General features: G+C 63.8%; 21 protein-coding genes. 13 read left to right on the top strand and 8 right to left on the bottom strand.

The window, feature by feature from the left end; all coding sequences use genetic code 11:
• Positions 1-51: 51 nt before the first annotated feature.
• The 3 genes from AC1L34_RS13555 to AC1L34_RS13545 all read right to left on the bottom strand — a co-directional run bounded on the left by AC1L34_RS13555 (position 52) and on the right by AC1L34_RS13545 (position 2,682).
• A complete protein-coding gene (locus AC1L34_RS13555) occupies positions 52-867 on the bottom strand; it encodes a DMT family protein (protein ID WP_424293390.1) in 816 nt (271 codons plus the stop codon).
• Positions 868-1,045: 178 nt separating this feature from the next.
• Complete coding sequence (locus tag AC1L34_RS13550) at positions 1,046-1,390, bottom strand: metallopeptidase family protein (protein WP_424293391.1); 345 nt, start codon at positions 1,388-1,390, stop codon at positions 1,046-1,048.
• A gap of 8 nt (positions 1,391-1,398) precedes the next feature.
• Positions 1,399-2,682, bottom strand: a complete 1,284-nt coding sequence (locus AC1L34_RS13545) for a septum formation family protein (RefSeq protein WP_424321950.1) — start codon at positions 2,680-2,682, stop codon at positions 1,399-1,401.
• Between the two features lie 56 nt (positions 2,683-2,738).
• Here AC1L34_RS13545 and serS point away from each other — a divergent pair, with 56 nt between their 5' ends.
• Positions 2,739-3,998, top strand: a complete 1,260-nt coding sequence (gene serS / locus AC1L34_RS13540) for a serine--tRNA ligase (RefSeq protein ID WP_424297006.1) — start codon at positions 2,739-2,741, stop codon at positions 3,996-3,998.
• Between the two features lie 9 nt (positions 3,999-4,007).
• On the opposite strand, the gene AC1L34_RS13535 is transcribed toward serS, so the two are convergent.
• Together AC1L34_RS13535 and pheA are read right to left on the bottom strand one after the other, a co-directional pair.
• Positions 4,008-4,661, bottom strand: coding sequence for a histidine phosphatase family protein (locus AC1L34_RS13535; RefSeq protein ID WP_424297007.1), 654 nt, complete (start codon positions 4,659-4,661; stop codon positions 4,008-4,010).
• Positions 4,662-4,664: 3 nt separating this feature from the next.
• Positions 4,665-5,567, bottom strand: a complete 903-nt coding sequence (gene pheA / locus AC1L34_RS13530) for a prephenate dehydratase (protein ID WP_480035334.1) — start codon at positions 5,565-5,567, stop codon at positions 4,665-4,667.
• 194 nt (positions 5,568-5,761) lie between these two features.
• Between pheA and AC1L34_RS13525 the strand changes: the two genes are divergently transcribed.
• On the top strand, positions 5,762-6,532 hold the full coding sequence (locus tag AC1L34_RS13525; protein ID WP_424297010.1) for a DUF2470 domain-containing protein: 771 nt from the start codon (positions 5,762-5,764) through the stop codon (positions 6,530-6,532).
• Between the two features lie 77 nt (positions 6,533-6,609).
• Positions 6,610-7,416 (top strand): CPBP family intramembrane glutamic endopeptidase, encoded by an 807-nt coding sequence (locus tag AC1L34_RS13520; RefSeq protein ID WP_424321958.1) that lies wholly within the window; start codon positions 6,610-6,612, stop codon positions 7,414-7,416.
• Positions 7,417-7,655: 239 nt separating this feature from the next.
• On the opposite strand, the gene AC1L34_RS13515 is transcribed toward AC1L34_RS13520, so the two are convergent.
• The 3 genes from AC1L34_RS13515 to AC1L34_RS13505 all read right to left on the bottom strand — a co-directional run bounded on the left by AC1L34_RS13515 (position 7,656) and on the right by AC1L34_RS13505 (position 10,611).
• Positions 7,656-8,348 (bottom strand): TetR/AcrR family transcriptional regulator, encoded by a 693-nt coding sequence (locus tag AC1L34_RS13515; protein ID WP_424297014.1) that lies wholly within the window; start codon positions 8,346-8,348, stop codon positions 7,656-7,658.
• On the bottom strand, positions 8,335-9,912 hold the full coding sequence (locus AC1L34_RS13510; protein ID WP_424297016.1) for a Rieske 2Fe-2S domain-containing protein: 1,578 nt from the start codon (positions 9,910-9,912) through the stop codon (positions 8,335-8,337). Before AC1L34_RS13510 ends, AC1L34_RS13515 begins: the two co-directional genes overlap by 14 nt.
• 69 nt (positions 9,913-9,981) lie before the next feature.
• A complete protein-coding gene (locus tag AC1L34_RS13505) occupies positions 9,982-10,611 on the bottom strand; it encodes a TetR/AcrR family transcriptional regulator (protein ID WP_424297018.1) in 630 nt (209 codons plus the stop codon).
• Between the two features lie 91 nt (positions 10,612-10,702).
• Here AC1L34_RS13505 and AC1L34_RS13500 point away from each other — a divergent pair, with 91 nt between their 5' ends.
• The 10 genes from AC1L34_RS13500 (at position 10,703) to AC1L34_RS13455 (ending at position 22,936) form a co-directional block, all read left to right on the top strand.
• Positions 10,703-11,839, top strand: coding sequence for an acyl-CoA dehydrogenase family protein (locus tag AC1L34_RS13500; RefSeq protein ID WP_424321949.1), 1,137 nt, complete (start codon positions 10,703-10,705; stop codon positions 11,837-11,839).
• Between the two features lie 80 nt (positions 11,840-11,919).
• Positions 11,920-12,693, top strand: a complete 774-nt coding sequence (locus AC1L34_RS13495; RefSeq protein ID WP_424297024.1) for a lysophospholipid acyltransferase family protein — start codon at positions 11,920-11,922, stop codon at positions 12,691-12,693.
• 2 nt (positions 12,694-12,695) lie between these two features.
• Positions 12,696-13,499, top strand: a complete 804-nt coding sequence (locus AC1L34_RS13490) for a lysophospholipid acyltransferase family protein (RefSeq protein ID WP_424321948.1) — start codon at positions 12,696-12,698, stop codon at positions 13,497-13,499.
• 13 nt (positions 13,500-13,512) lie between these two features.
• Positions 13,513-14,364 (top strand): HAD family hydrolase, encoded by an 852-nt coding sequence (locus tag AC1L34_RS13485; protein ID WP_424297023.1) that lies wholly within the window; start codon positions 13,513-13,515, stop codon positions 14,362-14,364.
• Positions 14,365-14,502: 138 nt separating this feature from the next.
• Complete coding sequence (locus AC1L34_RS13480; protein WP_424321947.1) at positions 14,503-16,110, top strand: SpoIID/LytB domain-containing protein; 1,608 nt, start codon at positions 14,503-14,505, stop codon at positions 16,108-16,110.
• A gap of 172 nt (positions 16,111-16,282) precedes the next feature.
• Positions 16,283-17,482: a UDP-galactopyranose mutase gene (glf, locus tag AC1L34_RS13475; RefSeq protein WP_424321946.1), complete on the top strand. Its 1,200-nt coding sequence runs from the start codon at positions 16,283-16,285 to the stop codon at positions 17,480-17,482.
• Positions 17,483-19,378: a glycosyltransferase gene (locus AC1L34_RS13470; RefSeq protein ID WP_424321945.1), complete on the top strand. Its 1,896-nt coding sequence runs from the start codon at positions 17,483-17,485 to the stop codon at positions 19,376-19,378.
• 46 nt (positions 19,379-19,424) lie between these two features.
• Positions 19,425-19,997 carry a phosphatase PAP2 family protein gene (locus AC1L34_RS13465; RefSeq protein ID WP_424321957.1) on the top strand — a complete coding sequence of 191 codons (573 nt, stop codon included), beginning with the start codon at positions 19,425-19,427 and terminating at the stop codon, positions 19,995-19,997.
• A gap of 10 nt (positions 19,998-20,007) precedes the next feature.
• On the top strand, positions 20,008-20,931 hold the full coding sequence (locus AC1L34_RS13460) for a decaprenyl-phosphate phosphoribosyltransferase (protein WP_424296594.1): 924 nt from the start codon (positions 20,008-20,010) through the stop codon (positions 20,929-20,931).
• Positions 20,918-22,936: an arabinofuranosyltransferase AftB family protein gene (locus tag AC1L34_RS13455; RefSeq protein WP_424296596.1), complete on the top strand. Its 2,019-nt coding sequence runs from the start codon at positions 20,918-20,920 to the stop codon at positions 22,934-22,936. The genes AC1L34_RS13460 and AC1L34_RS13455 overlap by 14 nt, the downstream gene beginning before the upstream one ends.
• The last annotated feature ends 99 nt before the right edge of the window (positions 22,937-23,035 follow it).

The raw sequence follows: 23,035 nt of genomic DNA, 5'->3' as shown, positions 1-23,035 counted from the left end.
AAATCTACAAGAAGCCTGAGGGAGATGCGCCAATTGGCCGACCGAATGACACTAACCTGCGGCCTTGACGCCGTCCGACATGGCGACCGTCACAGCACCGACAATCGCGGCGACGAACGCAATGGCGGTAACCGGAGCCCATCCCGATTGCGTCGAATCACCGAGGACGACGGCTCCGATCACTCCCGGGACCACTGTTTCGCCAACCGCGAGGGCCGCCGCTGCGGCCGCGACGCTACCTGCCTGCAAGGCGACAGTGAACAGGTAGAAGCCGCCGGGCCCGCAAACCAGGACTGCCCAGGCCGCTGGATCGGAGGCGAGTGCCGTCAGAGAGAACGGCGAGATCCCGTCAACCACGCGCACGCTCACCGCCATCAGCCCGAACAGGACCCCCGAGGCCATTCCGGCAATCAATGCCTTCCACCGGTTGGCGCCCGTGGTTACGCCCAGGCCGATCGTCAACAGTGCCGCGCCGACAATCAGCAAACCCCAGTGCAAGGGGGCACCGGGGTCGTCGTGGCCCTCGTGTCCCGCGGTGAGACTCAAGACCACGAGTGCCGCCATGACCACCGCAATACCCATGATGTCGCGCCTGTTCAAAGCTACTTTCAGCACGACTGCCGCGAGCACGGCCGTGACGATCAGATTGGCGCTGACGATCGGTTGAGCCAGAAACAGCGGCAGGGTGCGGGCGGCAACGGCGCTGGTCACAAAGCCGAGGCCGTCAAGGGCCATCCCCGCGAGAAACAGCGGTTGGATCATCGCGGAGAGTGCCGTCGACGCGGTGTCCGCTGCCCGTGCCTGAAGTACCGATGCGGTACCAAAAGCGAGGGCCGCGGCGATCGCCGCCGATAGTCCAATCGTCACAGGTCCGCCCCCGCTCGTAAGTGATGGTCAGCCTACTGGTGGCTGAGAGCAGCGGTACCCGATCGCCTCGGCATCGAGAGCCAGGTCGGTGGCGGCGTCGGACACGCGGATCCCGCCCGGTCGCTCAAGCGGTACCGCTAAATCTCGGAGTCCGCTCCACGTCAAGAACCCCGGGAAGCTATCCCCAGCCGTTTTCGTGAAGCCAGTCGTCGCTGATGCCGAAGTGGTGCCCGACCTCGTGCAGCACCGTGATGGCAACTTCGCGGCGCAGGTGTTCGTACGTGTGCGTCATCTGCATGAGCGGATCGCGGTAAATCTCGATCGTGTCGGGCAGAAAGCCGCTGTACTCGGTGGTCCGCTCGGTGAGTGCCACACCCGTGTACAGGCCGAGGATGTTGGGATCTTCGTCGTTGTGCGGGCGCACCAGAATCACCACGTTGCTCATCGCGTCCATTAATTCGGGCGGCAACAGGTCGAGAGCCTCGCCGACAAGATTCTCAAAATCCCTGTCGGACAGTTGCATCGGCACGACTATCCGCCTGCCGGAGCGGGAAGTTCCGCGTCGTTCGGGGTGTAGCCGGGCGGCAGTGGAACAGGTTCGCCGACGGCGCGACCGGGATTGTCGTTCTTGGGCGGCATCGGCACCCGACCATTAATCAGCAGAGCCTCACCACGCGCGTCGCCGACCAAGGTCGCGAAACCGCCGCGGTCCGGCAGCGCCGCGTAGCAGGCCACGCGACGGCTACCGGTCATCCAACTGACCTCGGAAATCACCGACCACTGGACGTTGAGGGTGGTCGCCTTGAACTGCTGGGCACCCCCAAAGAACTTGTTGGTCTGCGTCGGACAGATTCCGCGCAGATACTCGTTCTGGTCGTTTGCGCTAGGCCACGGCTTGCCGGAGCGGCTGCCACCGAAGCGCTGGGACAGGTCGACAGTGCCCGTCACTTGGAAGGCGTGCGGTTCGGCACAGTTGACGACATCGCTGGTGGCCGACCGATCGGCGCGATTAATGCCGATGCAAGTGCCATCGGGCCAGTTGAAGGACTGATCGACATCGGCGACAGGGCCCTTGAACTCCTCCATCGAACCGGCCGCGCCGCGCTCCTCAATGCCGCACCGGAGGCCGCGGATACCGCTGTCCCATTCGGCCTGCAACGGATACATCAAACCGACAGCAAACCGGCCTGCCGGATCGAGGAGGCCACCCAGGTAGCGGTCGACAATGACCGGGCAGTTCTCGTCACGGATCTCGGCGAATCGTTCCGTGCTCGGCCGCGGCGCGGTCGCGGAAAACTCCGCTGTCGGGAACCGTGCGGTATCAAGTACGCCCGCCACCTCGAAGCGGTGTGGTTCGGCGCAGTTGACGCTGGTCGGTGAGCCCTGGGGGTTCACAGTCCAGGTCAAGCAATCGCCTGCCGCCGAACGGGTGAAGTCCGTTTCGACCAAGTTTTCGCCGATCACGGAGTTCGCGACGTCGCCGACGTCGCGGAAGCTACCGTTCGCGAACATTACGCCGGCCGCAACGACTGCTCCGATGAGGATGGCGCTCAGCATCAACCGAACTGGCCGAGACGAGACCCGCGCCGTGGCCTCTGCGTCTTCCTCGACGGGGGCGGCAGCTACCGGGGCGTCCTCGTCAGAATCGGCGTCATCCCAGTACGCCTCTTCCGGTTCGACGCCCCACTCTTCAACGTCGTCCTCAACATCATCGTCGGCATTCCACCCTGAAACTGGCTCGGTGGCGTCGCCAGCGGTCGACGCCTCCTCATCGCGGCGGCCGCCGCGGTGCGGGTGATCGTTCTTCGAAGTCATCGCAATCCATCATGCCTGGTCGCCCGCAAAAGTGTGTTCCTAGTACGCTTCAAGATGTGATCGACATGAAGATTGTGCGCGAGCACCCCGACCTTGTTCGCACTTCCCAGCGTGTCCGCGGCGAGGATCCCACTCTCGTCGACCAACTGCTTGAGGCGGATGCGACGCGCCGTGCGTCCATCGTCGAAGCGGATACTTTGCGCGCTGAGCAGAAGACGCTCGGCAAACTCGTCGGCAAGGCTTCCGGCGACGAGAAGGCCGAACTACTTGCGCGCGGCAAAGAACTGGCCGAGAAAGTCAAAGCGGCCGTCGCCGCGCAAAACGCCGCCGACGAAACAGCCGGGATCGCCCACCGGGCCATCTCGAACATTGTCACCGGCGCACCCGCGGGCGGCGAAGACGACTACATCGTCCTTGAGCACGTCGGGGAACCGCGCCAGATCGAGAACCCCAAGGACCACCTGGAACTCGGTGAGAGCCTGGGCATCATCGACATGGCGCGTGGCGTCAAGGTGTCGGGGTCGCGCTTCTACTTCTTGACCGGTCTCGGCGCGATGCTGCAGCTCGGCCTGCTCAACATGGCGGCGGCCAAGGCCACCGCCAATGGATTCACCCTGATGATTCCGCCCGTCCTGGTTAAACCCGAGATTATGGCGGGCACCGGCTTCCTCGGCGCACACAGCGATGAGATTTACCACCTCGATGACGACGACATGTATCTCGTCGGTACTTCGGAGGTGCCCCTCGCCGGCTACCACAAGGACGAGATTCTCGACCTTGACAAAGGCCCCAAACGGTACGCTGGCTGGTCCACTTGCTTCCGCCGCGAAGCCGGGTCGTATGGCAAAGACACGCGAGGCATCATCCGTGTTCACCAGTTCGACAAGGTGGAGGGCTTCATCTACTGCAAGCCCGAAGACGCCGAGGTGGAACACCAGCGCATCCTCGGCTGGGAGAAGGACATGCTCGCGGCCATTGACGTTCCCTACCGCGTCATCGACGTGGCGGGCGGCGACCTCGGGAGCTCGGCGGCCCGCAAATTCGACTGCGAAGCCTGGGTTCCCACCCAGAACACCTACCGCGAACTGACGTCAACCTCGAACTGCACCACTTTCCAGGCCCGTCGTCTGCAGGTCCGTTACCGCGACGAGAACGGTAAGCCGCAGACCGCAGCCACCCTGAATGGCACCCTGGCGACGACCCGCTGGCTCGTGGCCATCTTGGAGAACCACCAGCAGCCCGACGGCTCAGTCAAGTTGCCGCCGGAACTGGCGCGGTTCGTCGGGGTTGAACACATCACCGCGCCCGAGGCATAAGCGCGCTCGCTAACCCATCGGGTCGGTGATGTTCTCACCGTCGAGGGGGAGAACCGAATCGCCCCACAGGTGCGCCACCCAAAGGCCGTCGTCGCGGAGTTCCAACTCCACTGACCCGGTGTTGGGCAAGTAGTTCTTCATGGCGAATTCGGGATCGATTTTCGCCAAGTGCGCCGCAATCAGCCGGATCGCTGCGCCGTGGGATACGAGGTAGACGTCTTGCTGGTTTTCCCCGATCAAGTACTTAGTGGCCAGCTCGTCGATCACCGGCAGATAGCGGTTGTGGAGCATCTCGAGGGACTCGCCGCCAGGGATCCGGGCATCGAGATCGCCGTTGTGCCAGCGTGTCACGACCTCGTGGAACTGGTCGTGGGCTTCCCTGTCGCTTCGACCTTCGAGGTCGCCCACCTGGATTTCGTGAACACCTTCGACGGTGTCTGTCGATGATTCCCACGCCGAACCAATCAGGTCTGCGGTTTGCCTTGCGCGGTTTGCCACGGAATTAACCAGGACTGCATCGGAGGTGAGTGGATGTTCGAGCCCAAAACGGACGCCCTGCCGGGCACCGAAATCGGTGAGGGAGGCGCCGGGGAGCGCGGTGTCGAGCTTGCGGAGAACGTTGGATGTCGTCTCGCCGTGCCGAACTAGATGTAGGCGGGCCATCGGCTAGCTCCCTCCCTGAAGAAGTTGATCAAACCATTCGCATGATTCGGCGTGGTCGGGCGGAAGCGAAGCCGAGGGGACCGGGAGGTGGGGGTCCACCGCCCAGGATCCCAGAAACACCACGCGCTCGGCCATTCGGTACAAGGCGCGCAGGGCCTCGCCGACGGCGGCATCGCGGATGTGGCCTCGTGCGTCGAGATAGAAGCGGTACTGGGCGCCAGCAGATCCGGACGAATCGGCGGCGCGTGGCCGCGACTCGATGCGGGTCAGGTCGATCCCGCGCATAGCGAATTCATTCATCGCCGAGACCAGGCTGCCGGGCTGGTTTCGCAGATCGAGGATGACGGACGTGCGGTCTGCGCCGGTCGGAACTGAGGGTTCACCGGGGAGGCCGAGGAGCAGGAACCGGGTGACGGCGTCGTCGGAGTCGGCGATCCCGTCGGCGATCGCGACGAGTCCGTACATGCGTGCGGCCACCGCGGTGGTTACGGCTGCGTCTGCCAGTCCCTTGGAAACATCTTGCGCAGCACCGGAATTCGAGGTGGCAACGACAAACGTGGCGTTGGGGTACAGCTTTTCGATGCTGCGTCGGACCTGGCCCGCGGCCACCGGGTACGCGGCGATCGTCCGTACTTGTTCGGGTGCGAGCGGGGTTGCGGCGGCAATCGTGAACGCGATGTCGAGTGCCACCTCGGCATATGCCTGTACGCGGCTTTGGCCAGCCTTTGGGGGCAAGGCGTCCATGGTGGCCGGGACTGCGCCTTCCAGAGAGCTTTCGATGGGCACGCAACCGAAGTCGGCGTCGCCGTTGCGGACAGAGTCGATAACGGCCAGCGGACTGCTCACGGCGAGTTTGGTCGCGGTGGTCTCCTCGCCGCGGCGCTGAAGTAGCGCGTCGAGCGCCATCTCGGTGAACGTGCCGGCGGGACCGAAGTAAGCGTAGACGGGCACGTCACCACCCTAGTCGAGAGTCTCCGGCCACGTCATTTACCTCGATTCCTTACGAAGGAACGTTGACAGGAAAACTCTCCGGCGCTTAAGTTAGGTTCGGCTAAGTTAGGGTGTACTAATTTGAGTTGCTATCACCGTTGGAGGTTGCCGTGAACACGATCGTCGCGCCATACGATGCCGAACTGATCCAAACGGCGTGCCGCCGCGCCCAGGCCGGGACACTATCGGCGGGTGGGTCGCGCGAGTCCGACTTCGGCGGCACTGTAAGCGACACCGTCACCATGGTCCATCTGTTCGAAGGGGACGCATTTCTCCTGGTCCCGAGTTCGTCGACGGCTCTGAGTCTCGCCGACGGACTCGCGGACGGGATTACTGCGATGGTGGAAGTGGTCGACATGGCACCGGTCGATATGCGCGAGCGAGTCCGGGCCCTTGTGTGGCTCTCGGGAACCTTGCACCCGGTTCCCGACCAACTCGAACGCGAACTGGCAGCCGAGATCGCTGGCGAGCACCCGAATGAGCAACTGCTAGATATTGGGCGTGGCCTGTCGTTAATGCGATTGGCAGTGAACTCTGCCGTCCTCGCCACCATGGGCGGTGCCGGCAGCGTCGACGTCGAAGCAATTGCCTCGGCTAAGCCCGACCCCTTCTGGGAGTACGAACAAGACTGGCTGGTCCATCTGGAATCGCACCACGGTGACCTCCTCGACCACTTGACCTTTCGCCTGCCCGCCCATCTCCGCGAGGGTCGTGCCCGGCCGCTGCGCCTCGACCGATTCGGAATCACCCTCCGCGTTGAGCAAGGCGGGGGACAAGAGGATGTGCGGATCGCATTTGCCCGGCCCGTCTCGCGCATCGCCGATCTGTCGGCGGCGTTCGGCGCTTTGGCATTGGACGCCGCGTTCGGGCACGACTGCTAGGCGCGAACACCGCGTACTACGGTGGTGCGGTGGCCGGGAAGCGGGGGGTTCAACAGTCGGGGATTCGACAGTCGCGGATTCTTCGGGGCTGGCGCGCGCTATTGCATCCACCGCCCGGTCCCGTTGACCGGGTCGACGACCCGCGCGAGCGTCGGGCGATCGTGGTCGAACTCGTCATCGTGGGGGTGCTGACCTTCGGGTTCCTAGGTCTCGATGCCGTGCTGCGGTTGATTGAACACGAACTGACGACGGGCCTTTCCGACGCTACCGTGGCCCTCAACCCTAAACAGTCCTCGCTCCAAATCCTCGACATGATTCGCCAGATTATGTCGGTCGTGAGGCTGGTCGCCATCGGCGCATTGGGTGCATACCTGTTGTGGCGCAGTGGAATTGGAACTAAGCGCGTCGGTTTGGGGCGCCCCGGTTGGGGCGACGTGCCGCCCGCGGCGATCTTGGCGGCGGTGATCGGCCTCCCGGGCTTGGCGTTGGTGGCCCTGGCGCAGGTGATGGGGTGGAACGCGAACCTCGTCGTCGCGCCGACCGACGACCTCTGGTGGCGCATTCCGCTCCTGACGGTGAAATCCTTCGCCAATGGTTTCGCCGAAGAAGTGGTGGTCGTCGGGTATTTCATGACCAGGCTCCGGCAGCTCGGCGTTGGCGCAAACGGCGCACTCGCATCGTCGGCGTTACTACGCGGGAGCTATCACCTCTACCAAGGGGTTGGTGCCGGCATCGGCAACGTGATCATGGGGCTGGTGTACGGCCGCTGGTACCAAGCGACCAACCGGCTGTGGCCGCTCGTGATCGCTCATGGACTCATCGACGCCGTCGCGTTCGTCGGCTATGCGGTCCTCGCGGAAACCGGATGGCTCGGCTGGGTGTAGATACCTAGCGCACTCCCAGCAACCAACGCGGAGCGGTGCAGAACTCCGGAAAGGGGAAAGCGCGGCGCAGGTTTGAGGGGGGATGTAGATCCTCAAATCTGCGCCGCGCTTAAGGCGACCCGAGTAGCTCCCTCCCAAGAGCCCCGATTCCACCCGGATCGAGCGTGCGGTGTGAGACTGCTGCGTCTCAGACCTAACAAAAAATCTAGCACGTCAACGCTCATGAGTGCAGTCTCAGCTCAGTCGAGGGCGAGATGAACCAGCATGCCGGTCAGCAAATCGACGACTTCTGAGCGATCTGGCCGCGGATCTGAGGTTCCCCAACGATGAACCACCGAGGTCAGCGCGCCAATGTAGGCAGTGGCCTCGTAGTCGATCTTTCGAGCCGTCGTTCCTGGCACCGACGAAATCGTGTCAGCGATAAATCCGGCCCATGTCTCACGACCGGCGAGACGGTGGTGCTCGACCTCATCGGAAACCCCGCCGACTTCAATGAACGAGCATCGAATGTTTCGGGGATCAGTCGTGATGGTGTCGATATAGGCCGTCACCGCAGCCCGAGCTACCGTCGCGATATCGAACTCCGCATCGGTGACCGATGACGTGACCGCCGCGATAACGGCGTCGCGCGTCTGCAACTGGATCGAATCGTAGATCTCGGCCAGGAGGGACTCCCGACCCGTGTACTCCTCATAAAACTGACGGCGGGACAGGCCCGCCTCGGTGCAGATCGCCGAAACTGTTACCTGCGAAAAGCCGAGAGTGCCAAACAGTTCCAAACCGGCTTCGCGAAAGCGTCCACGACGCTCGATCTTGCGGTCGGCGAGGCTGCGGCCCGCATACGAGCGTTCGCCAGCGGGTTGCTCCCCGGCGGTTTGCTCCCCGGTGGCGTGCGTTCCGGTATCAGTGGAGGCGGAACTACTGCTGGGCACGCTCGGCTCGCAGTTCGTGGCCCTTCGACGTCAGGCACCGTCCGGTCGACAGATCCCACTGCCATCCGTGCAAGTTGCACGTCAGCTTTTCGCCCTCGATGACGCCGAACTTACTCAAGTCGGCCTTCAGGTGGGGGCAGCGGCGCTGAATCTCCCAGCCGTCCAGCTCGATGGTCGCAGTATCGTCGTGCGCCTCGGCGAACCAGCCGTCGGCGTAGGCGATCCGCTCGTCGGTAAGGCACTTGAAGAACGTGTACAGGTACTCGTTGTAGCCGCCAATGCGCCACGTGGTGAATCGGGTCGACAGGAAGATGGTGTTGACCCAGTCGGGTTCGTCGTCGCGCAAGACCGTCCGCACGATCTCCGGGGCAATCCGGAAGCCATAGCGGTACTTGCCGTCGCCGTCCTGCGCCATTCGGACCGTGCGAGCCGGGAAATCGAGGACGTAGGTGTCGTCGCCGATCACGAGGCCCACCGGGTAGCCGATACCGTCGCAAATCAGGTCGGATTGCTTCATGATTGGCTCGAACTTCTCGCGAAGCGGCTCCAACAGTGAGGGGCCGTCCGCGGAGGCCCACGTGGCCTTCTGTGCGGCGATGATGGGAGCGAACTTCTCCTTCATCGAATCCAGGTAGGCCTTCTTGTTCTCGCCAAATACGTTCTCCGGCGGGTACGGGTGCTCAATCTCGCGCAGTTCGGCTCCGGCGAAATCGGCGACCGACCCCGACACCATCATCAATCCGCGGTGGCGTTCGCCGTCGTCGGTGCCGTGCTCGCGCATCTGCTCCAGGAACTCCGCCTGGTCGGGGAAGATGCTCGCTTTGTCGGCGTCGCTGCCGGTGTTGAAATCGTTGAGACCGTACAGCTCATCGTCCAAGAACATCGGCGGGCCAGCGGACGGGACCACCCAGGTCGCGCCGATCTGCTCGATGAACGACCGTGCCCGGTCCATTCCCCGCTGGCGCTTCTGGATCGCGAAGTTGGCCTTCGACTTACGGGGAATGTCGTAGACCATGGGGTACCAAATGGCGCCCGAGTACTGAAGCAGGTGCACGTCGACCCGACCGAATTCCTCGGCTACGACATCCAAATCGATCGGACGGCAGTCGTTCATGTTGAAGCAAACTGTCTCGCCGTCGTCGACGATGAGTCCCGAGTCGCCAATGGGGCCGTCGGCGGGAGCGCGCATCGCGATGATCATGATGTCGAGGTCGCCCTTGGGGCCCGACACGGTGTGCTTCTGAGAATCGACAGTTTCGACGAACTTGGTGAAGCCGATCCGTTCCAGGTCGCCGCGCAGGTCCGGCACCGGGTAGTCGGGGAGCAGGACGGTGGCGTCTTTGTTGACGTAGTCGATGAGGTGCTGCTCGTCGTAGTGGTCGCGGTGCAGGTGCGAAACGTACAGGTAATCGCAGTTGCCCAGCGCTTTCCAATCCAACTCGGAGTTGTCCGGGAACGGGACCCACGAGGCGAAATAGGCGGGATTGACCCAGGGATCGCAGAGGATGGATCCGGCCGCGGTCTGAATGTGGAATCCGGCGTGGCCGACGCTGGTGATCTGCACGGGTACTGACCTTCCGATAGCGATGAGCTGTCGCCTCAAGGGTATCGCTCCCGCGGACCAAAGCCGCGCCTAGGCGGTGATCCCTGCGGTGAGGATGCCGGTGGTCAGGATGGCGGCGAGTTCGCGGTATGCGGCGGCATCGTCGAGTCCGGTGGCCGCCCGGACCTGTCCCTGCTGAATTCGGACCATGGTGGTCGCCGCCAGGTCGGCGGCGAAGGTGGCGTGCACATCGCGGAACGCGCCAGCTTCGACGCCGTCGTCGATGAGTTCTTTGACTCGCTGCGCGGCGATCGCCGTGTTTTGCTCGTACACCTCACGGGCCGGGGCAAACGCGGCCAGGTCTGTCAAGAACCGGGGTGAAGCTTCGGCGAGCGCATCACCGACCGCGGACAGATACGCGGTGATCTTGGCTGCTGGCGACGGCGTCTGGGCCACGGCGTGCTCGACGGCGTCAGTGGATTGACGGAAGAAGCGGACCGTCGCCGCTCGCACCAGCTCGCCCTTGCTGGGAGCCAAGGTGTAGAGCGTCGACTTGGAACAGTGCAGTCGGGCGACGAGGGCGTCGAGGGTGAAGTGGGCGAAACCCTCGGTCAGAAACAGGGCGAGTAGGTCGTCGAACAGGTCCGACCGTCGCTGCGTCGCAAAGTCGGAGACGGTCGCGGGGTCGGGGATACCTGTCGGGCGCACTTCGGGGGCCATAACTCCGTCATAGTACTGCTGCCGCTCTTGTAGTACTGATCGCCTGGCAGTACTGTGAGAGGGATTCCAGTACTGTTCCCCGGAGGTTTCCGTGCCCGTCAACCGTTTGCTCCCCACCCAGGAAGCCCACGACCTCATCGACCTGACCCGTGACATCGCCGACAAGGTCCTGGCTCCGATCGTCGACGAGTACGAGAAGGCAGAGAAGTACCCGGACGGCGTCTTTGCCCAACTCGGCGAGGCGGGTTTGCTCAGCCTTCCGTACCCCGAGGAATGGGGCGGCGGCGGCCAGCCGTACGAGGTTTACCTGCAGGTTCTGGAAGAAATCGCGTCGCGATGGGCGGCAGTCGGGGTTGCTGTCAGCGTCCACAGCCTGGCGTGCCACCCGCTATTCGCGTTCGGAACCCAGGAGCAGAAGCAACGTTGGCTACCCGAGATGCTCGGCGGCAGCACCATCGGTGCCTACAGTCTGTCCGAGCCGCAAGCCGGTTCGGACGCGGCGGCCTTGAACTGTCGAGCCAACGCGGTAGACGGCGGATACGCAATCACCGGTGAGAAAGCGTGGATTACGCACGGCGGCATCGCTGACTTCTACAACCTCTTTGCCCGCACGGGTGATGGATCCAAGGGGATCTCCTGCTTCCTCGTGCCCGACGGCACCGAAGGCCTCAGCTTCGGTCGGCCCGAAGAAAAGATGGGCTTGGCGGCAGTCCCAACCACAGCGGCTCGCTACGACGGGGCCTTCGTGGAAGCGGACCGTCGAATCGGCACCGAAGGCCAGGGCCTGCAGATTGCCTTCAGCGCCCTCGACTCGGGTCGACTCGGCATCGCGGCAGTCGCCACCGGGATCGCGCAGGCCGCGCTCGACAACGCCGTGGCCTACGCCAAAGAACGGGAAACCTTCGGCCGCAAAATCATCGACCACCAGGGCCTCGGCTTCCTACTCGCCGATATGGCCGCGGCCGTCGACTCCGCCCGCGCCACCTACCTCGATGCGGCACGACGACGTGACGCCGGACTGTCGTACTCGCGCAATGCCTCCGTCTCCAAGCTGATCGCGACCGACGCCGCCATGAAGGTGACCACCGACGCCGTCCAAGTGTTTGGTGGCAACGGCTACACCCGTGACTTCCCGGTGGAACGACTTATGCGCGAAGCGAAGATCACCCAGATCTTCGAGGGCACCAACCAGATCCAACGACTGGTGATCAGTCGGTCGCTGGCCTAGGCGGGGTTGGCCGTCCCTAGAAAGCAGGGACGGCGGTCGGACAGGTTCGCGTGTCAGACGCAATGACTAAGCTTTCGGATATGGAACCCGTGTACGCCGGAGTCGTGTCCGCTGCCCGTACGCTCTGGTTAGCCCAGGGCCTCAAGTTCGACATCTCCGGCGTGGAGCACATGCCGACGTCTGGCCCAGGCGTGGTGGCCATTAACCACACCGGCTACCTCGACTTCACCTTCGCGGGCATCCCGGCCTACCTGCACAAGCCGAGGCGGTACGTGCGCTTCATGGCGAAGAAGGAAGTCTTCGACAATGCTCTCGGCGGCCCAATCATGCGTTCGCTCAAGCACATTCCCGTCGACCGGGCCGATGGTGCACAGAGCTATCGCGACGCCGTCGACTACCTGAAGCGCGGCGAACTCGTCGGCGTGTACCCGGAAGCCACCATCAGCCGCAGCTTCGAAATCAAAGCCCTAAAGTCCGGTGCCGCGCGGATGGCGCTGGAAGCCGATGCGCCGATCATCCCGACCATTATTTGGGGTGCACAGCGGATTTGGACCAAGGGACATCCGCGCAACATGGGCCGCAACGGCTTCAAGATCATGGTCGGAGTGGCCGAACCGCTGAAGCCCGAGGGAACTCCGGAGCAGCTCACCGCGCAACTCTACGACTCAATGCGCACCAAGCTGACCGAACTTCAGGACGCCTACGGCGACTACCCGGCCGGCGAATTCTGGGTACCTGCAGCCCGCGGGGGAGGGGCACCGACGCTGGAAGAAGCGAATGCGCTCGACGCCGCCGACGCAGAAGCAAAAGCCGCGAAGCGGGCCGCACGCGAGAGTCCCGAGGTCACGGACTGACCATGGAACCGGTGTATCGCGTCCTCGAAACCATCGCCGGGTCAATCCTGGCGGTGCAGGGGGTGCGACGCCGCTACTTCGGGCTCGACAACATTCCGCGGTCGGGTGGCGGCGTGGTGGTGATTAACCACACCAGCTACACCGACTTCATGCCCTCGGGATTGGGGCTCGCGCGCAAGCATCGTCGCGGCCGCTACATGGTGAAATCCGAGATCATGGACTTCGCCATCATGCGGTTCCTGGTGAAGCACGCCAAAGCCGTTCCGGTGGATCGGTCGGCGGGCGGCACCGCGTACCACGCGGCGGTCAATGCCCTTCAAGCTGGCGAATTGATTGTCGTCTACCCGGAATCGACCATCAGCCGCAGCTTTGAACTCAAAGAATTCAAACCTGGCGCGGTTCGGATGGCCATTGAGGCGGGGGTCCCAATCATCCCGGTGATCGTCTGGGGCGCGCAACGCCAATGGACCAAGGGGGCCAAGCGACAGCTCGGACGCGCGCGGATCCCGATCGATATCGAATTTGGCGAGCCCATGCACTTCGGACCCGACGACGCCGACGACGGCACCCGACGGCTGCGCGAGGTGATGACCGCGTTATTGCACCGCGTCCAAGAGCGCTACCCCGATGCCCCAGAGGGGGCGGACTGGCTGCCAGCCCGGCTCGGCGGCAGTGCCCCGACGCCGGAGGAGGCGCTCGTGATTGAAGAGGCCGAAGCCGCGGAAAAAGCACGTAAGCGGGCCGAAAAACACGGCCCACCCGACCAGCACGACCCATCCGACCAGCATGGACGGCCAGAGAAGTAGGAAGTAGGTGCCGATGAGCGACGAAGCTCTCGCCCCGCCATTGAATGCTCCAACATTGATCGCTTCCGACGTCGACGGCACGTTGATCGACGACGACAACCAGATCACCCGTCGCACGAGGGAGGTCCTCGAGCGGGCGCGCGAGCAAGGCGTAGAGCTGGTCCTCGCGACCGGTCGACCTCCGAGGTGGGTTCCAGAAATCACCGACCAATTGGCGCAATCACCTGCGGCCATTCGGTACGCGGTCTGTGCCAACGGTGCCATCGTCTACGACGTTCTCACCGATCGGGTGCTGCACGTATCGGCGCTGGCCCCGGACGCCCTCGCCGAGATCGCGGCGATCTGTGCCGAAGCGTTACCCGGCTGCGGTCTTGCTGCCGAACGGATCGGAGATTCGGCCTTCGACGCGGCGACACCGCCCTTTGTGGCGACGCCCGGCTACCAGCACGCCTGGCTTAATCCCGACCACGTGTACGTCGGTCAGGATGAAGTCACGGAGATGCCCGCGGTGAAACTGCTCGCGCGCGTGCCCGAGATGTCGTCGCGCGCCATGGCCGAGGCCGTTGCCTCGCGGGTGGGCGACTTGGCGGAGATCACCTTCTCCATCGATACCGGGCTCGTCGAGTTCTCGTTACCCGGAACGCATAAAGCGTCGGGGCTGTCGTGGCTTGCGGAGCACACTGATGTCGATTCGGTCTCGACGATTGCCTTCGGAGACATGCCCAATGACGTCGAAATGCTCCGCTGGGCGACGCGTGGGGTCGCGATGGGGCACAGCGATCCCGCAGCTATTGCCGCTGCCAACGAGGTGACAGGCACCAATCTCGACGATGGCGTCGCCAAGGTACTCGAACGCTGGTTCTAACGGTGTGACTGTGTTGTGACCGTGTTGACTTGTCGTGCCTGCCATTGAGTCACTACTGTCACAGAAGTCCCACTAGTCACACAGGCCACAGGGGTCATGCGTTGTCCTGACCCTGGTCTTTGCCCAAAGGGGTATGCAGTGCCGAATGTTCGACCGAGCCGAGCCAAGAAGCGAACCGTTACCTTCGCCGCACTGGGGCTGGCACCTGCGCTCTTAGCGGGTGGACTCATTGCAGGCGGCACCGGTGTGTTCTCGTCCGACGATGTTGCGTTGGCCGCGAGTTCGCCGATCGTCCTGGACGGGCATGGGCACGGACATGGCCGTGGCCTAGGCCAGTGGGGTGCTTACGGCTACGCAAAGCAGGGATGGTCCGCCGACCGGATCCTGAAGCACTATTACGGCAATACAGTTGCGGGGAAGGTGGGCACTCCCGACGTTACGGTCTCGCTTAGCGAGAAGTCGTCGGTCAGTGTTCATGCGACTGCCGGAATGCGCGTAGGCCCGGAGAAGGTCGCTCCCGGACAGGCGGTTAGCCTGTCCGGGACCACGGCCACCATCACGAGCGGTTGCGGTGGCGCGGTCGTCAAGACGGTGCAGGCCTCGATGGTTGACCCGATCAATCCGGGCACCAATCGGCCAGCCGAAGAACTTCTGACGTTCTGCGGCGGCAACGATCAGTACCGCGGTTCCATCGGCGTGGGACCTGATGGCGTCATCAACAAACTGCACGTCGACGACTACGTCAAGGGCGTCATCCCCAAGGAATCCATGCCGTCGTGGGCGGATTCGGGTGGTTTTGAGGCGCTGAAGGCGCAGGCTGTGGCGGCACGGTCGTACGTGGTCGCGGGCCTGGCAAACGGCCGCAAGATGGACAACACGCAGCAGTCGCAGATGTACCACGGCGCGTCGGGCGAAGACCCACGCACCAACCGGGCCGCAGATGCGACGGCAGGGCAGATCCGCACCTTGGGCGGCAAGCCCGCTTTGACTGAGTTCTCGGCGTCGACCGGCGGTTACACCGCAGGTGGGTTGTTCCCGGCCGTCCGCGACGCCGGTGACTCCATTTCGCCGACCCACAATTGGACCGCGACCGTCAGCGCGTCGAGCATCGCTTCCGCGTTCGGCGTCGGAGCGCTGAAGAGCTTTGAGGTGATCGAGGCCAATGGTCTCGGTGAAGGCAGCGGCCGCGTGGTGAAGGTGCGCGTCGTCGGAACCGGTGGCACCGTCGAAGCGACCGGCGACCAAGCCCGCACCAAACTGCAGCTGAAGTCGGACTGGTTTGCCGTGAAGGGCCAGAAGACGATGCCCAAGATCGTCAAACCGCAGATCGGTCCGGACGCCCCGTCTGGCGGCGACTTCCTCGACCTGAGCCCGCTCAACACGATGCTCAGCCAGTTGGTTCCCGGCCTGCCGGTGATTGCCCTCCCGGATGCGGCGGGCTTACTCGCGCAGGCTCAGCCGCTGGTGGAACAGCTGCTGAAGCAGGGAATGCCGGCGTTGGCCGCCAAGCAAGTGGCGCTCGAAAAGAGTGACAACTCGCAGGGCTCGACGGGCACCGTCGCCAGTCCGCAGATGCTGACGGACGGCAAGGGCATGCCCGGTCTGGTTCAGGTGCTGCAGAACGGCATGCTGTACTTCAGCCCGACCACCGGTGCCCACGCCCTGATGGGGCAGGCGCTGACCGACTTCCTGAATGCCGGCGGCCTAGCCAAGCTCGGCTTCCCGACCGCCGACGGCCTGCGCTAGCCCGTTCACCTGTTCCCGCATGATGCGTTCGTTCCCGCTCCACGTCTGACGTGGAGCGGGAATCGACGCATCATGCGGGAACGCACAAGGGGCGGGCAACAAGGGGTGACGCTGGACCCAACGGCCACGCGCTGCGGAAACTATCAGGTTGGGTCCGATAGGCTGAACAGCCGTGACGGACAACAACACGTATGACTTAATCGTGGTCGGTTCAGGCTTCTACGGCCTGACCGTCGCTGAACGGGCGGCAACGCAGCTCGGTAAGCGTGTGCTCGTCGTCGAACGGCGCGATCACATCGGTGGAAACGCCTACTCGGAGGCCGAGCCCGAGACCGGAATTGAAGTCCACAAGTACGGTGCCCACCTGTTCCACACCTCCAACGAGCGCGTGTGGGAGTACGTCAACAACTTCACCTCGTTCACCGGCTACCAGCACCGCGTTTTCGCCATGCACGACGGCCAGGCCTACCAATTCCCGATGGGCCTCGGCTTGGTGTCCCAGTTCTTCGGCCGCTACTTCACGCCCGACGAAGCGCGCGCATTGATCGCCGAGCAGGCGTCCGAGGTGGAGACCGGTTCGGCCGCGAACTTTGAAGAAAAGGCCATCAGCCTGATCGGCCGCCCCCTCTACGAGGCGTTCATCAAGCACTACACCGCAAAGCAGTGGGAGACCGATCCCAAGAACCTGCCCGCGGGCAACATCACGCGACTGCCGGTCCGGTACAACTTCGACAACCGGTACTTCAGCGACACATACGAAGGTCTGCCCGTCGACGGCTACACCGCGTGGCTGGAGAACATGGCCGCCGACGACCGCATCGAGGTACGACTGTCGACCGACTGGTTCGACGTCCGCGACGAGATTGTCGCCGCGAGCCCCGACGCGCCGATCGTTTACACCGGTCCGCTCGACCGTTACTTCGATTACTCGGCTGGCCGCCTCGGCTGGCGCACCCTCGACTTTGAGCTCGAAGTGCTGCCGACCGGCGACTTCCAGGGCACCCCGGTGATGAACTACAACGACGCCGACGTTCCGTTCACCCGCATCCACGAGTTCCGCCACTTCCACCCGGAACGCAAGAACTACCCGTCCGACAAAACGGTCATCATGCGGGAATTTGGTCGGTTCGCCAAGGACGAAGACGAGCCGTACTACCCGATCAACACCCCCGACGACCGCGAGATGCTGGCCGCCTACCGCGAGTTGGCGAAGGCCGAGGTCGCCGCATCGAAGGTGTTGTTCGGCGGTCGCCTCGGCACCTACCAGTACTTGGACATGCACATGGCGATCGCGAGTGCGCTGACCATGTTCGACAACACCCTGGCCCCGCACCTGCGCGACGGTGCGCCGCTGGCCGAAGAGGAGAACTGAATGCCGGACACGCCAACGCAAGCCGTGAGCCTGCTGCAGCGAGTGATCTTTCCGCGCCAGGGCGAGCCCCTCGACGTGCGGTCGTTGTACCTGGAGGAGTCGGCGAGCAACAGCTCCCGCGCGCACGCCCCGAATCGGACGAGCGTTCGCCTGGCCGCCGATTCCGAGGTCAGCTTCGCGACTTACTTCAACGCGTTCGCGGCGTCGTACTGGCGCCACTGGACCGTCCTGGATTCGGTGATCTTGCACGTGGAGGTCAAGGGCACCGCCCGCGTTGACCTGTACCGCTCCAAGATCGACGGTGCGCGCATCGCCATCGGCGGCGACCTCGTGTCCTCGACCGACGACGGTGTCGGCGTCTTCGAGTTCCAAACCGATCTCGGCCCATTCGAGGACGGCGGCTGGATTTGGTTCGACATCACGACCGCCTCCGACGCCGAAGTGGTGTCCGCTGGCTGGTATGCGCCGATTGAGGCGCCGACCGACAACGACAATCGCGTCACCGTCGGCATCCCGACGTTCAACCGCCCGGGCGACGCCGTTGCCGCTTTGGCCGCATTGACCTCGGACCCGATGGTCGACGCCGTTATCGACGCCGTCCTGATGCCCGACCAAGGCACCAAGAACGTGGTCGACGAACCCGGCTACGCGGAAGCGGCAGCGGGCCTCGGTGACCGCCTGCACATCTTCGACCAGGGCAACCTTGGCGGTTCGGGCGGCTACGCCCGCATCCTGTACGAGGCGCTGCGCCTGACCGACAGCCCGTACATCCTGTACATGGACGACGACATCATGATCGAGCCCGACTCGATCCTGCGAGCGCTGGCCATGTCGAGGTTCGCGAAGTCGCCGATGCTCGTCGGCGGCCAGATGTTGAACCTGCAGGACCGCAGCCACTTGCATTCCATGGGCGAGGTCATCGACTGGGGCAAGTTCATGTGGACGGCTGCCCCGTTCGTCGAATACGATCACGACTTCTCCAAGTATCCGCTGAGCGACCGCGACAACTCGAAGAACCTGCACCGCCGCATCGACGTTGAAGGCAACGGCTGGTGGATGTGCATGTTCCCGCGCGAGGTCGCCGAAACCATCGGACTGCCGCTCCCGCTGTTCATTAAGTGGGATGACTGGGAATTCGCCCTCCGTGCCGAGCGTGCGGGCTATCCGACGGTCACCGTTCCCGGCATCGCGATCTGGCATATGGCCTGGAGCGATAAGGACGACGCCATCGACTGGCAGGCGTACTTCCACCTCCGGAACCGCCTGGTGGTGGCGTCGATGTACACCGACGGCGCCATCGACGGAATTTTGAAGTCGATGGCGAAGGCCACGGCCAAGCACCTGCTGTGCCTGGAGTACTCGACGGTCGCCATCCAGAATGAGGCGATCCGCGACTTCCTCGCCGGCCCCGACCACATTCGGGAGATTCTGCCGACCGCGCTCGGGAAGGTCGCGGCCATCCGCAAGGGCTACCCGGACGCCGTGGTTTTGCCATCGGCAACCGAATTGCCGACCGCCACCGGTGAGGCCACCGCGCTCGGCGCGAACGAGCCCAAGGGACCGATCGCCAAGGTGAAGGCCCTGGCCGCCGCGGTCGTCAATAACGCACGCCCGGCCGACCCGCGACACCACAGTGTTCCGCAGGCCAACTACCCGCCAATCGAGGCCCGCTGGTTCTCGCTCGGTCGCGTCGACGGTGTCACCGTCACCACCGCGGACGGCCGTGGCGTGGTGTACCGCCAGCGCGACCGCGACAAGATGATCGCCCTCGGTAAGGAGTCGGCGGCTCTGGTGAAGCAACTGCGCGACGAGTTCGATGCCAAACGTGTCGAATACCGTGCCGCACACGACGACCTCGTCAGCAAGGAAAGTTGGGCACGTGTCTTCGGTATCTAAGGAAACAGCATCGCTTAACCAGGGCCCCGCCACCGGTGAGGCCGCGATGCTCGTCGGCATCCAGGACGCGATCGCCGATCGACCGGGGGTGCTTCCTGCCGCGCGCGGACTGTCGCACTTCGGCGAGCATTCCCTCGGCTGGCTGGCGCTCGCCGGTGCCGGTGCCTACTCAGCGCACCGCCGTGGCGATACCGTCGCTCGTCGCCGGTACATCGAGGCAGGCGCGGGTGCCTTTGTCGCTCACGCGGCGTCGGTGGTCATTAAGCGAGTGGTCCGACGCAAGCGGCCGAACCACCCCGACATCCGCATCGGTGTGGGGACCCCGAGCAAGCTCAGCTTCCCGTCAAGCCACGCAACGTCGACAACCGCGGCCGCTATCCTTTTGGGCCGGGCGACCGGCAAACCGGGCGCGCAAATTTTGGTGCCGGCGGCCATCGTCCCGCCCATGCTGCTTTCGCGTCTTGTTCTAGGTGTCCATTACCCTTCCGATGTGGCCGGTGGCGCGCTTGTTGGCGCGCTGACTGCGGCTGCGGTGATCGCCGCAGAGGCAAAGTGCGCAGAGGTAAAGAGCGCAGAGGCAAAGAGCACAGATGCAAGAAACCGAGACTCGAGCAAGTGAGGAACCACCGATGAGCGAGGAGCCGATCGAGCACGGCGTCCCTAAACCGCCAAAGAATTTGGCGGCGGGCCTGATCAAGGCCATGCGCCCCCGTCAGTGGGTCAAGAACGTATTGGTGCTGGCCGCACCGATGGCGGCCGGTACGGCAACGCTGACCGACGGTCACCGCATGCTCAATGTCGGTATCGCATTTGTGGCGTTCTGCCTGGTCGCGTCGGCGGTGTACCTCGTCAACGATGCACTCGACGTGGAAGCCGATCGCCAGCATCCGACGAAGCGGTTCCGGCCGATCGCGGCTGGCGTGGTCCCGGTCAATCTCGCCTACACCCTCGCGGTAGTCCTGTCTGTGGCGTCGATCGCCATCGCGTACCTCGCGAACTGGCAGACTGCCGTCACGATTGCCGTCTACCTGGTGATTCAGCTCGGCTACTGCTTCGGGCTCAAGCACCAACCGGTCATCGACATCTGCATCGTGTCGTCCGGCTTCCTGCTGCGGGCGATCGCCGGTGGCGTGGCTGCGGAACTTCCCGAGGGCCTGTCGAAGTGGTTCCTGCTGGTCATGGCCTTCGGTTCGCTGTTCATGGCGGCCGGTAAGCGCTATGCCGAACTGCAGTTGGCGCAGCGAACCGGTGCCAAGATCCGCAAGTCGCTCGAGTACTACACGACCACCTACCTGCGGTTCGTGTGGACGCTGGCGGCGACCGCCGTTGTCCTTTGCTACGGCATGTGGGCGTTCGACGACACCCGCAGCGACAACGTCTTCTACGCAATCTCGATGGTGCCGTTCACGATCGCGATCCTGCGGTACGCGGTCGACGTCGACGGTGGCGAAGCTGGCGAACCCGAAGAGGTGGCCCTCGGCGACCGCGCACTCCAGTTACTGGCCCTGGCCTGGGTCGTGCTCGTAGGTATCGCGGTATATGTCCCACTCTGAAGTCTTGGCGACCTCTGATGTTCCAGAGACTCAGAGCCGCCGTCGACTGATTGCGCCGATCGCGAGTTTCTCGATCGGCGCGATCGTCGTTACGGTGCTGTTTGCGATTGGTGCCTGGCAGCGACGGTGGATCGCTGACGACGGCCTGATCGTCCTACGAACAGTCCGGAACTTGCTGGCCGGTAACGGTCCGGTCTTTAACGCGGGCGAACGCGTCGAGGCCAATACTTCGACCGCCTGGACGTACCTGATCTGGTTCTGGAGCTGGGTGACCGGTGCCGAGCAGACCGAGTATGTGGTGCTGTGGGTGGCGCTGGTCCTGTCGATTGCCGCCGTGCCGCTGGCGATGTACGGGACGGCACGACTGTACGGTCGCCGGGCAATGAGCCCCGGCCTCACCTTGATTCTTCCGCTCGGTGCGATTGTCTACATCGTGGTGCCGCCAGCGCGCGACTTCGCGACCTCGGGACTGGAGAACGGCCTGACGATCTTCTGGATCGCCGCCCTCTGGTGCCAGTTCTTGGCTTGGGGACGTCGTGATCCGGCGAATCCGACCCGTCGCTCGCGCGCAGCGTTCCTTGCCTTGACCTTCACTGCCGGTCTGGCGCCGCTGGTGCGACCGGAGATCACGATTCTGGGCGGACTGGTGCTGTTGGTGCTGTTTGCCTCGCGGATCGGCTGGCGGATGCGCGTGGCTATGGTCGTCGTCGCGGGCGCGCTCCCGATCGGCTATCAAATCTTCCGCATGGGCTACTACGCCGTGCTGGTTCCCAACCCGGCCATCGCCAAGGATGCCAGCGGCTCCAAATGGCAGCAGGGTTTCGCCTACTTGGGCAACCTGTTCAGTCCGTATACGTTGCTGCTGCCGGTGATCGTCGCGGTGATAGCGGGCATCCTGCTGGCCGTCGGCTCGTACCTGTCGCGCCGCACGTCGCAGAGTGAGGCCACGACGGCTGAGCCAGTCAAGGCCAGCACGTCCGGCGTACCGGACATCCTCGGCGACGAGATTGACGCACCGAGCCCGACGGCCCGGCTACAAAACCGATGGTCGTGGATCGTCGATCGCCTGCAGACACAAAACACCGTCGTGGTGACGGTCTTGGTCGCCGGACTGATTCTGGGCCTGTACTGGCTGCGTCAGGGCGGCGACTTCATGCACGGCCGTGTGCTCTTGGCACCGCTGTTTATTCTGCTGCTCCCGGTCATGGTGATTCCGGTGTCGCTTCCGGCGTCGCTGTCGACGAAGCGTTCGCGGATCCAACTCGGTACGGGATTGGTCCTGCTGGGCGGAGTCATTACTACCGTCTGGTGGGGAGTGGCCGTCAACCAGACGGTGCTGTCCGGCGCGGGGATGGACATCAGCCGCGACGGCATCGTCGACGAACGCCGGTTCTACGTCACCAATATGGGTAACGAGAATCCGGTAACGGCACAGGACTATCTGGACTATCCGCGCATGCGAGCCATGGTCAGGATGATCGATGAGTCGGAAGCGCGCGGTGGCGGTGTGCTGCTGTCGTCGGCGAACTTCGACGAGTGGTACTACTCGCCGTTGCCAGCGAAGATGCCGCCGGGAATCCCCCGCGAGACCACGGTGTACTTCCTTAACTTGGGTATGACGAGCATGAACGCCCCGCTCGATGTCCGGGTCGTCGACCAGATGGGGCTGGCCTACCCGCTGGCGGCCCATACGGCGCGTTTGACGGACGGTCGCATCGGACATGACAAACGACTGCCCAGCGAGTGGGTTATCGCCGAGAGTGGCGTTATGGGCGGATTCCCGGGCTTCCTGGGTAGGGACGACGTGAAGATGGCGCGGGTGGCGTTGAGTTGCCCAATGACGCAGGCGCGGTTCGCGTCGTACAAGGACACATGGAGTTTTGCGCGATTCCGGCACAATTTGCGTCAGGCTGCGGAGTTCAACTCGTACCGGATTGCTCGTGAACCGAAGTACGAGATTGAGCGTTGCGGGCTGGTCATGCCGCCGGGATTGCAGGGAAAGTGACAGGGCGGCAGTGGGTTTCGGTCTGCGAACCTGAGCGTCAGCTTGGTCGTAGTTAAGCCGATCCTGTGTCGGATGTCTCTCAATGGCTTGCCTGCGGAG

This window comes from Gordonia sp. 34D (assembly GCF_056682775.1).
Note: the sequence above shows the minus strand (reverse complement) of the source record. Positions and strands in the feature narration are given on the sequence as shown.

What these genes read in the sequence shown, in the direction of transcription:
- AC1L34_RS13505 (WP_424297018.1), bottom strand. Translation starts at nt 10,611, where the DNA reads ATGGCCCCCGAAGTGCGCCCGACAGGTATCCCCGACCCCGCGACCGTC.
- AC1L34_RS13455 (WP_424296596.1), top strand. Translation starts at nt 20,918, where the DNA reads ATGTCCCACTCTGAAGTCTTGGCGACCTCTGATGTTCCAGAGACTCAG.
- AC1L34_RS13550 (WP_424293391.1), bottom strand. Translation starts at nt 1,390, where the DNA reads ATGCAACTGTCCGACAGGGATTTTGAGAATCTTGTCGGCGAGGCTCTC.
- AC1L34_RS13470 (WP_424321945.1), top strand. Translation starts at nt 17,483, where the DNA reads ATGCCGGACACGCCAACGCAAGCCGTGAGCCTGCTGCAGCGAGTGATC.
- AC1L34_RS13485 (WP_424297023.1), top strand. Translation starts at nt 13,513, where the DNA reads ATGAGCGACGAAGCTCTCGCCCCGCCATTGAATGCTCCAACATTGATC.
- AC1L34_RS13490 (WP_424321948.1), top strand. Translation starts at nt 12,696, where the DNA reads ATGGAACCGGTGTATCGCGTCCTCGAAACCATCGCCGGGTCAATCCTG.
- AC1L34_RS13465 (WP_424321957.1), top strand. Translation starts at nt 19,425, where the DNA reads ATGCTCGTCGGCATCCAGGACGCGATCGCCGATCGACCGGGGGTGCTT.
- AC1L34_RS13495 (WP_424297024.1), top strand. Translation starts at nt 11,920, where the DNA reads ATGGAACCCGTGTACGCCGGAGTCGTGTCCGCTGCCCGTACGCTCTGG.
- AC1L34_RS13460 (WP_424296594.1), top strand. Translation starts at nt 20,008, where the DNA reads ATGAGCGAGGAGCCGATCGAGCACGGCGTCCCTAAACCGCCAAAGAAT.
- AC1L34_RS13535 (WP_424297007.1), bottom strand. Translation starts at nt 4,661, where the DNA reads ATGGCCCGCCTACATCTAGTTCGGCACGGCGAGACGACATCCAACGTT.
- pheA (WP_480035334.1), bottom strand. Translation starts at nt 5,567, where the DNA reads ATGGCGCTCGACGCGCTACTTCAGCGCCGCGGCGAGGAGACCACCGCG.
- AC1L34_RS13545 (WP_424321950.1), bottom strand. Translation starts at nt 2,682, where the DNA reads ATGACTTCGAAGAACGATCACCCGCACCGCGGCGGCCGCCGCGATGAG.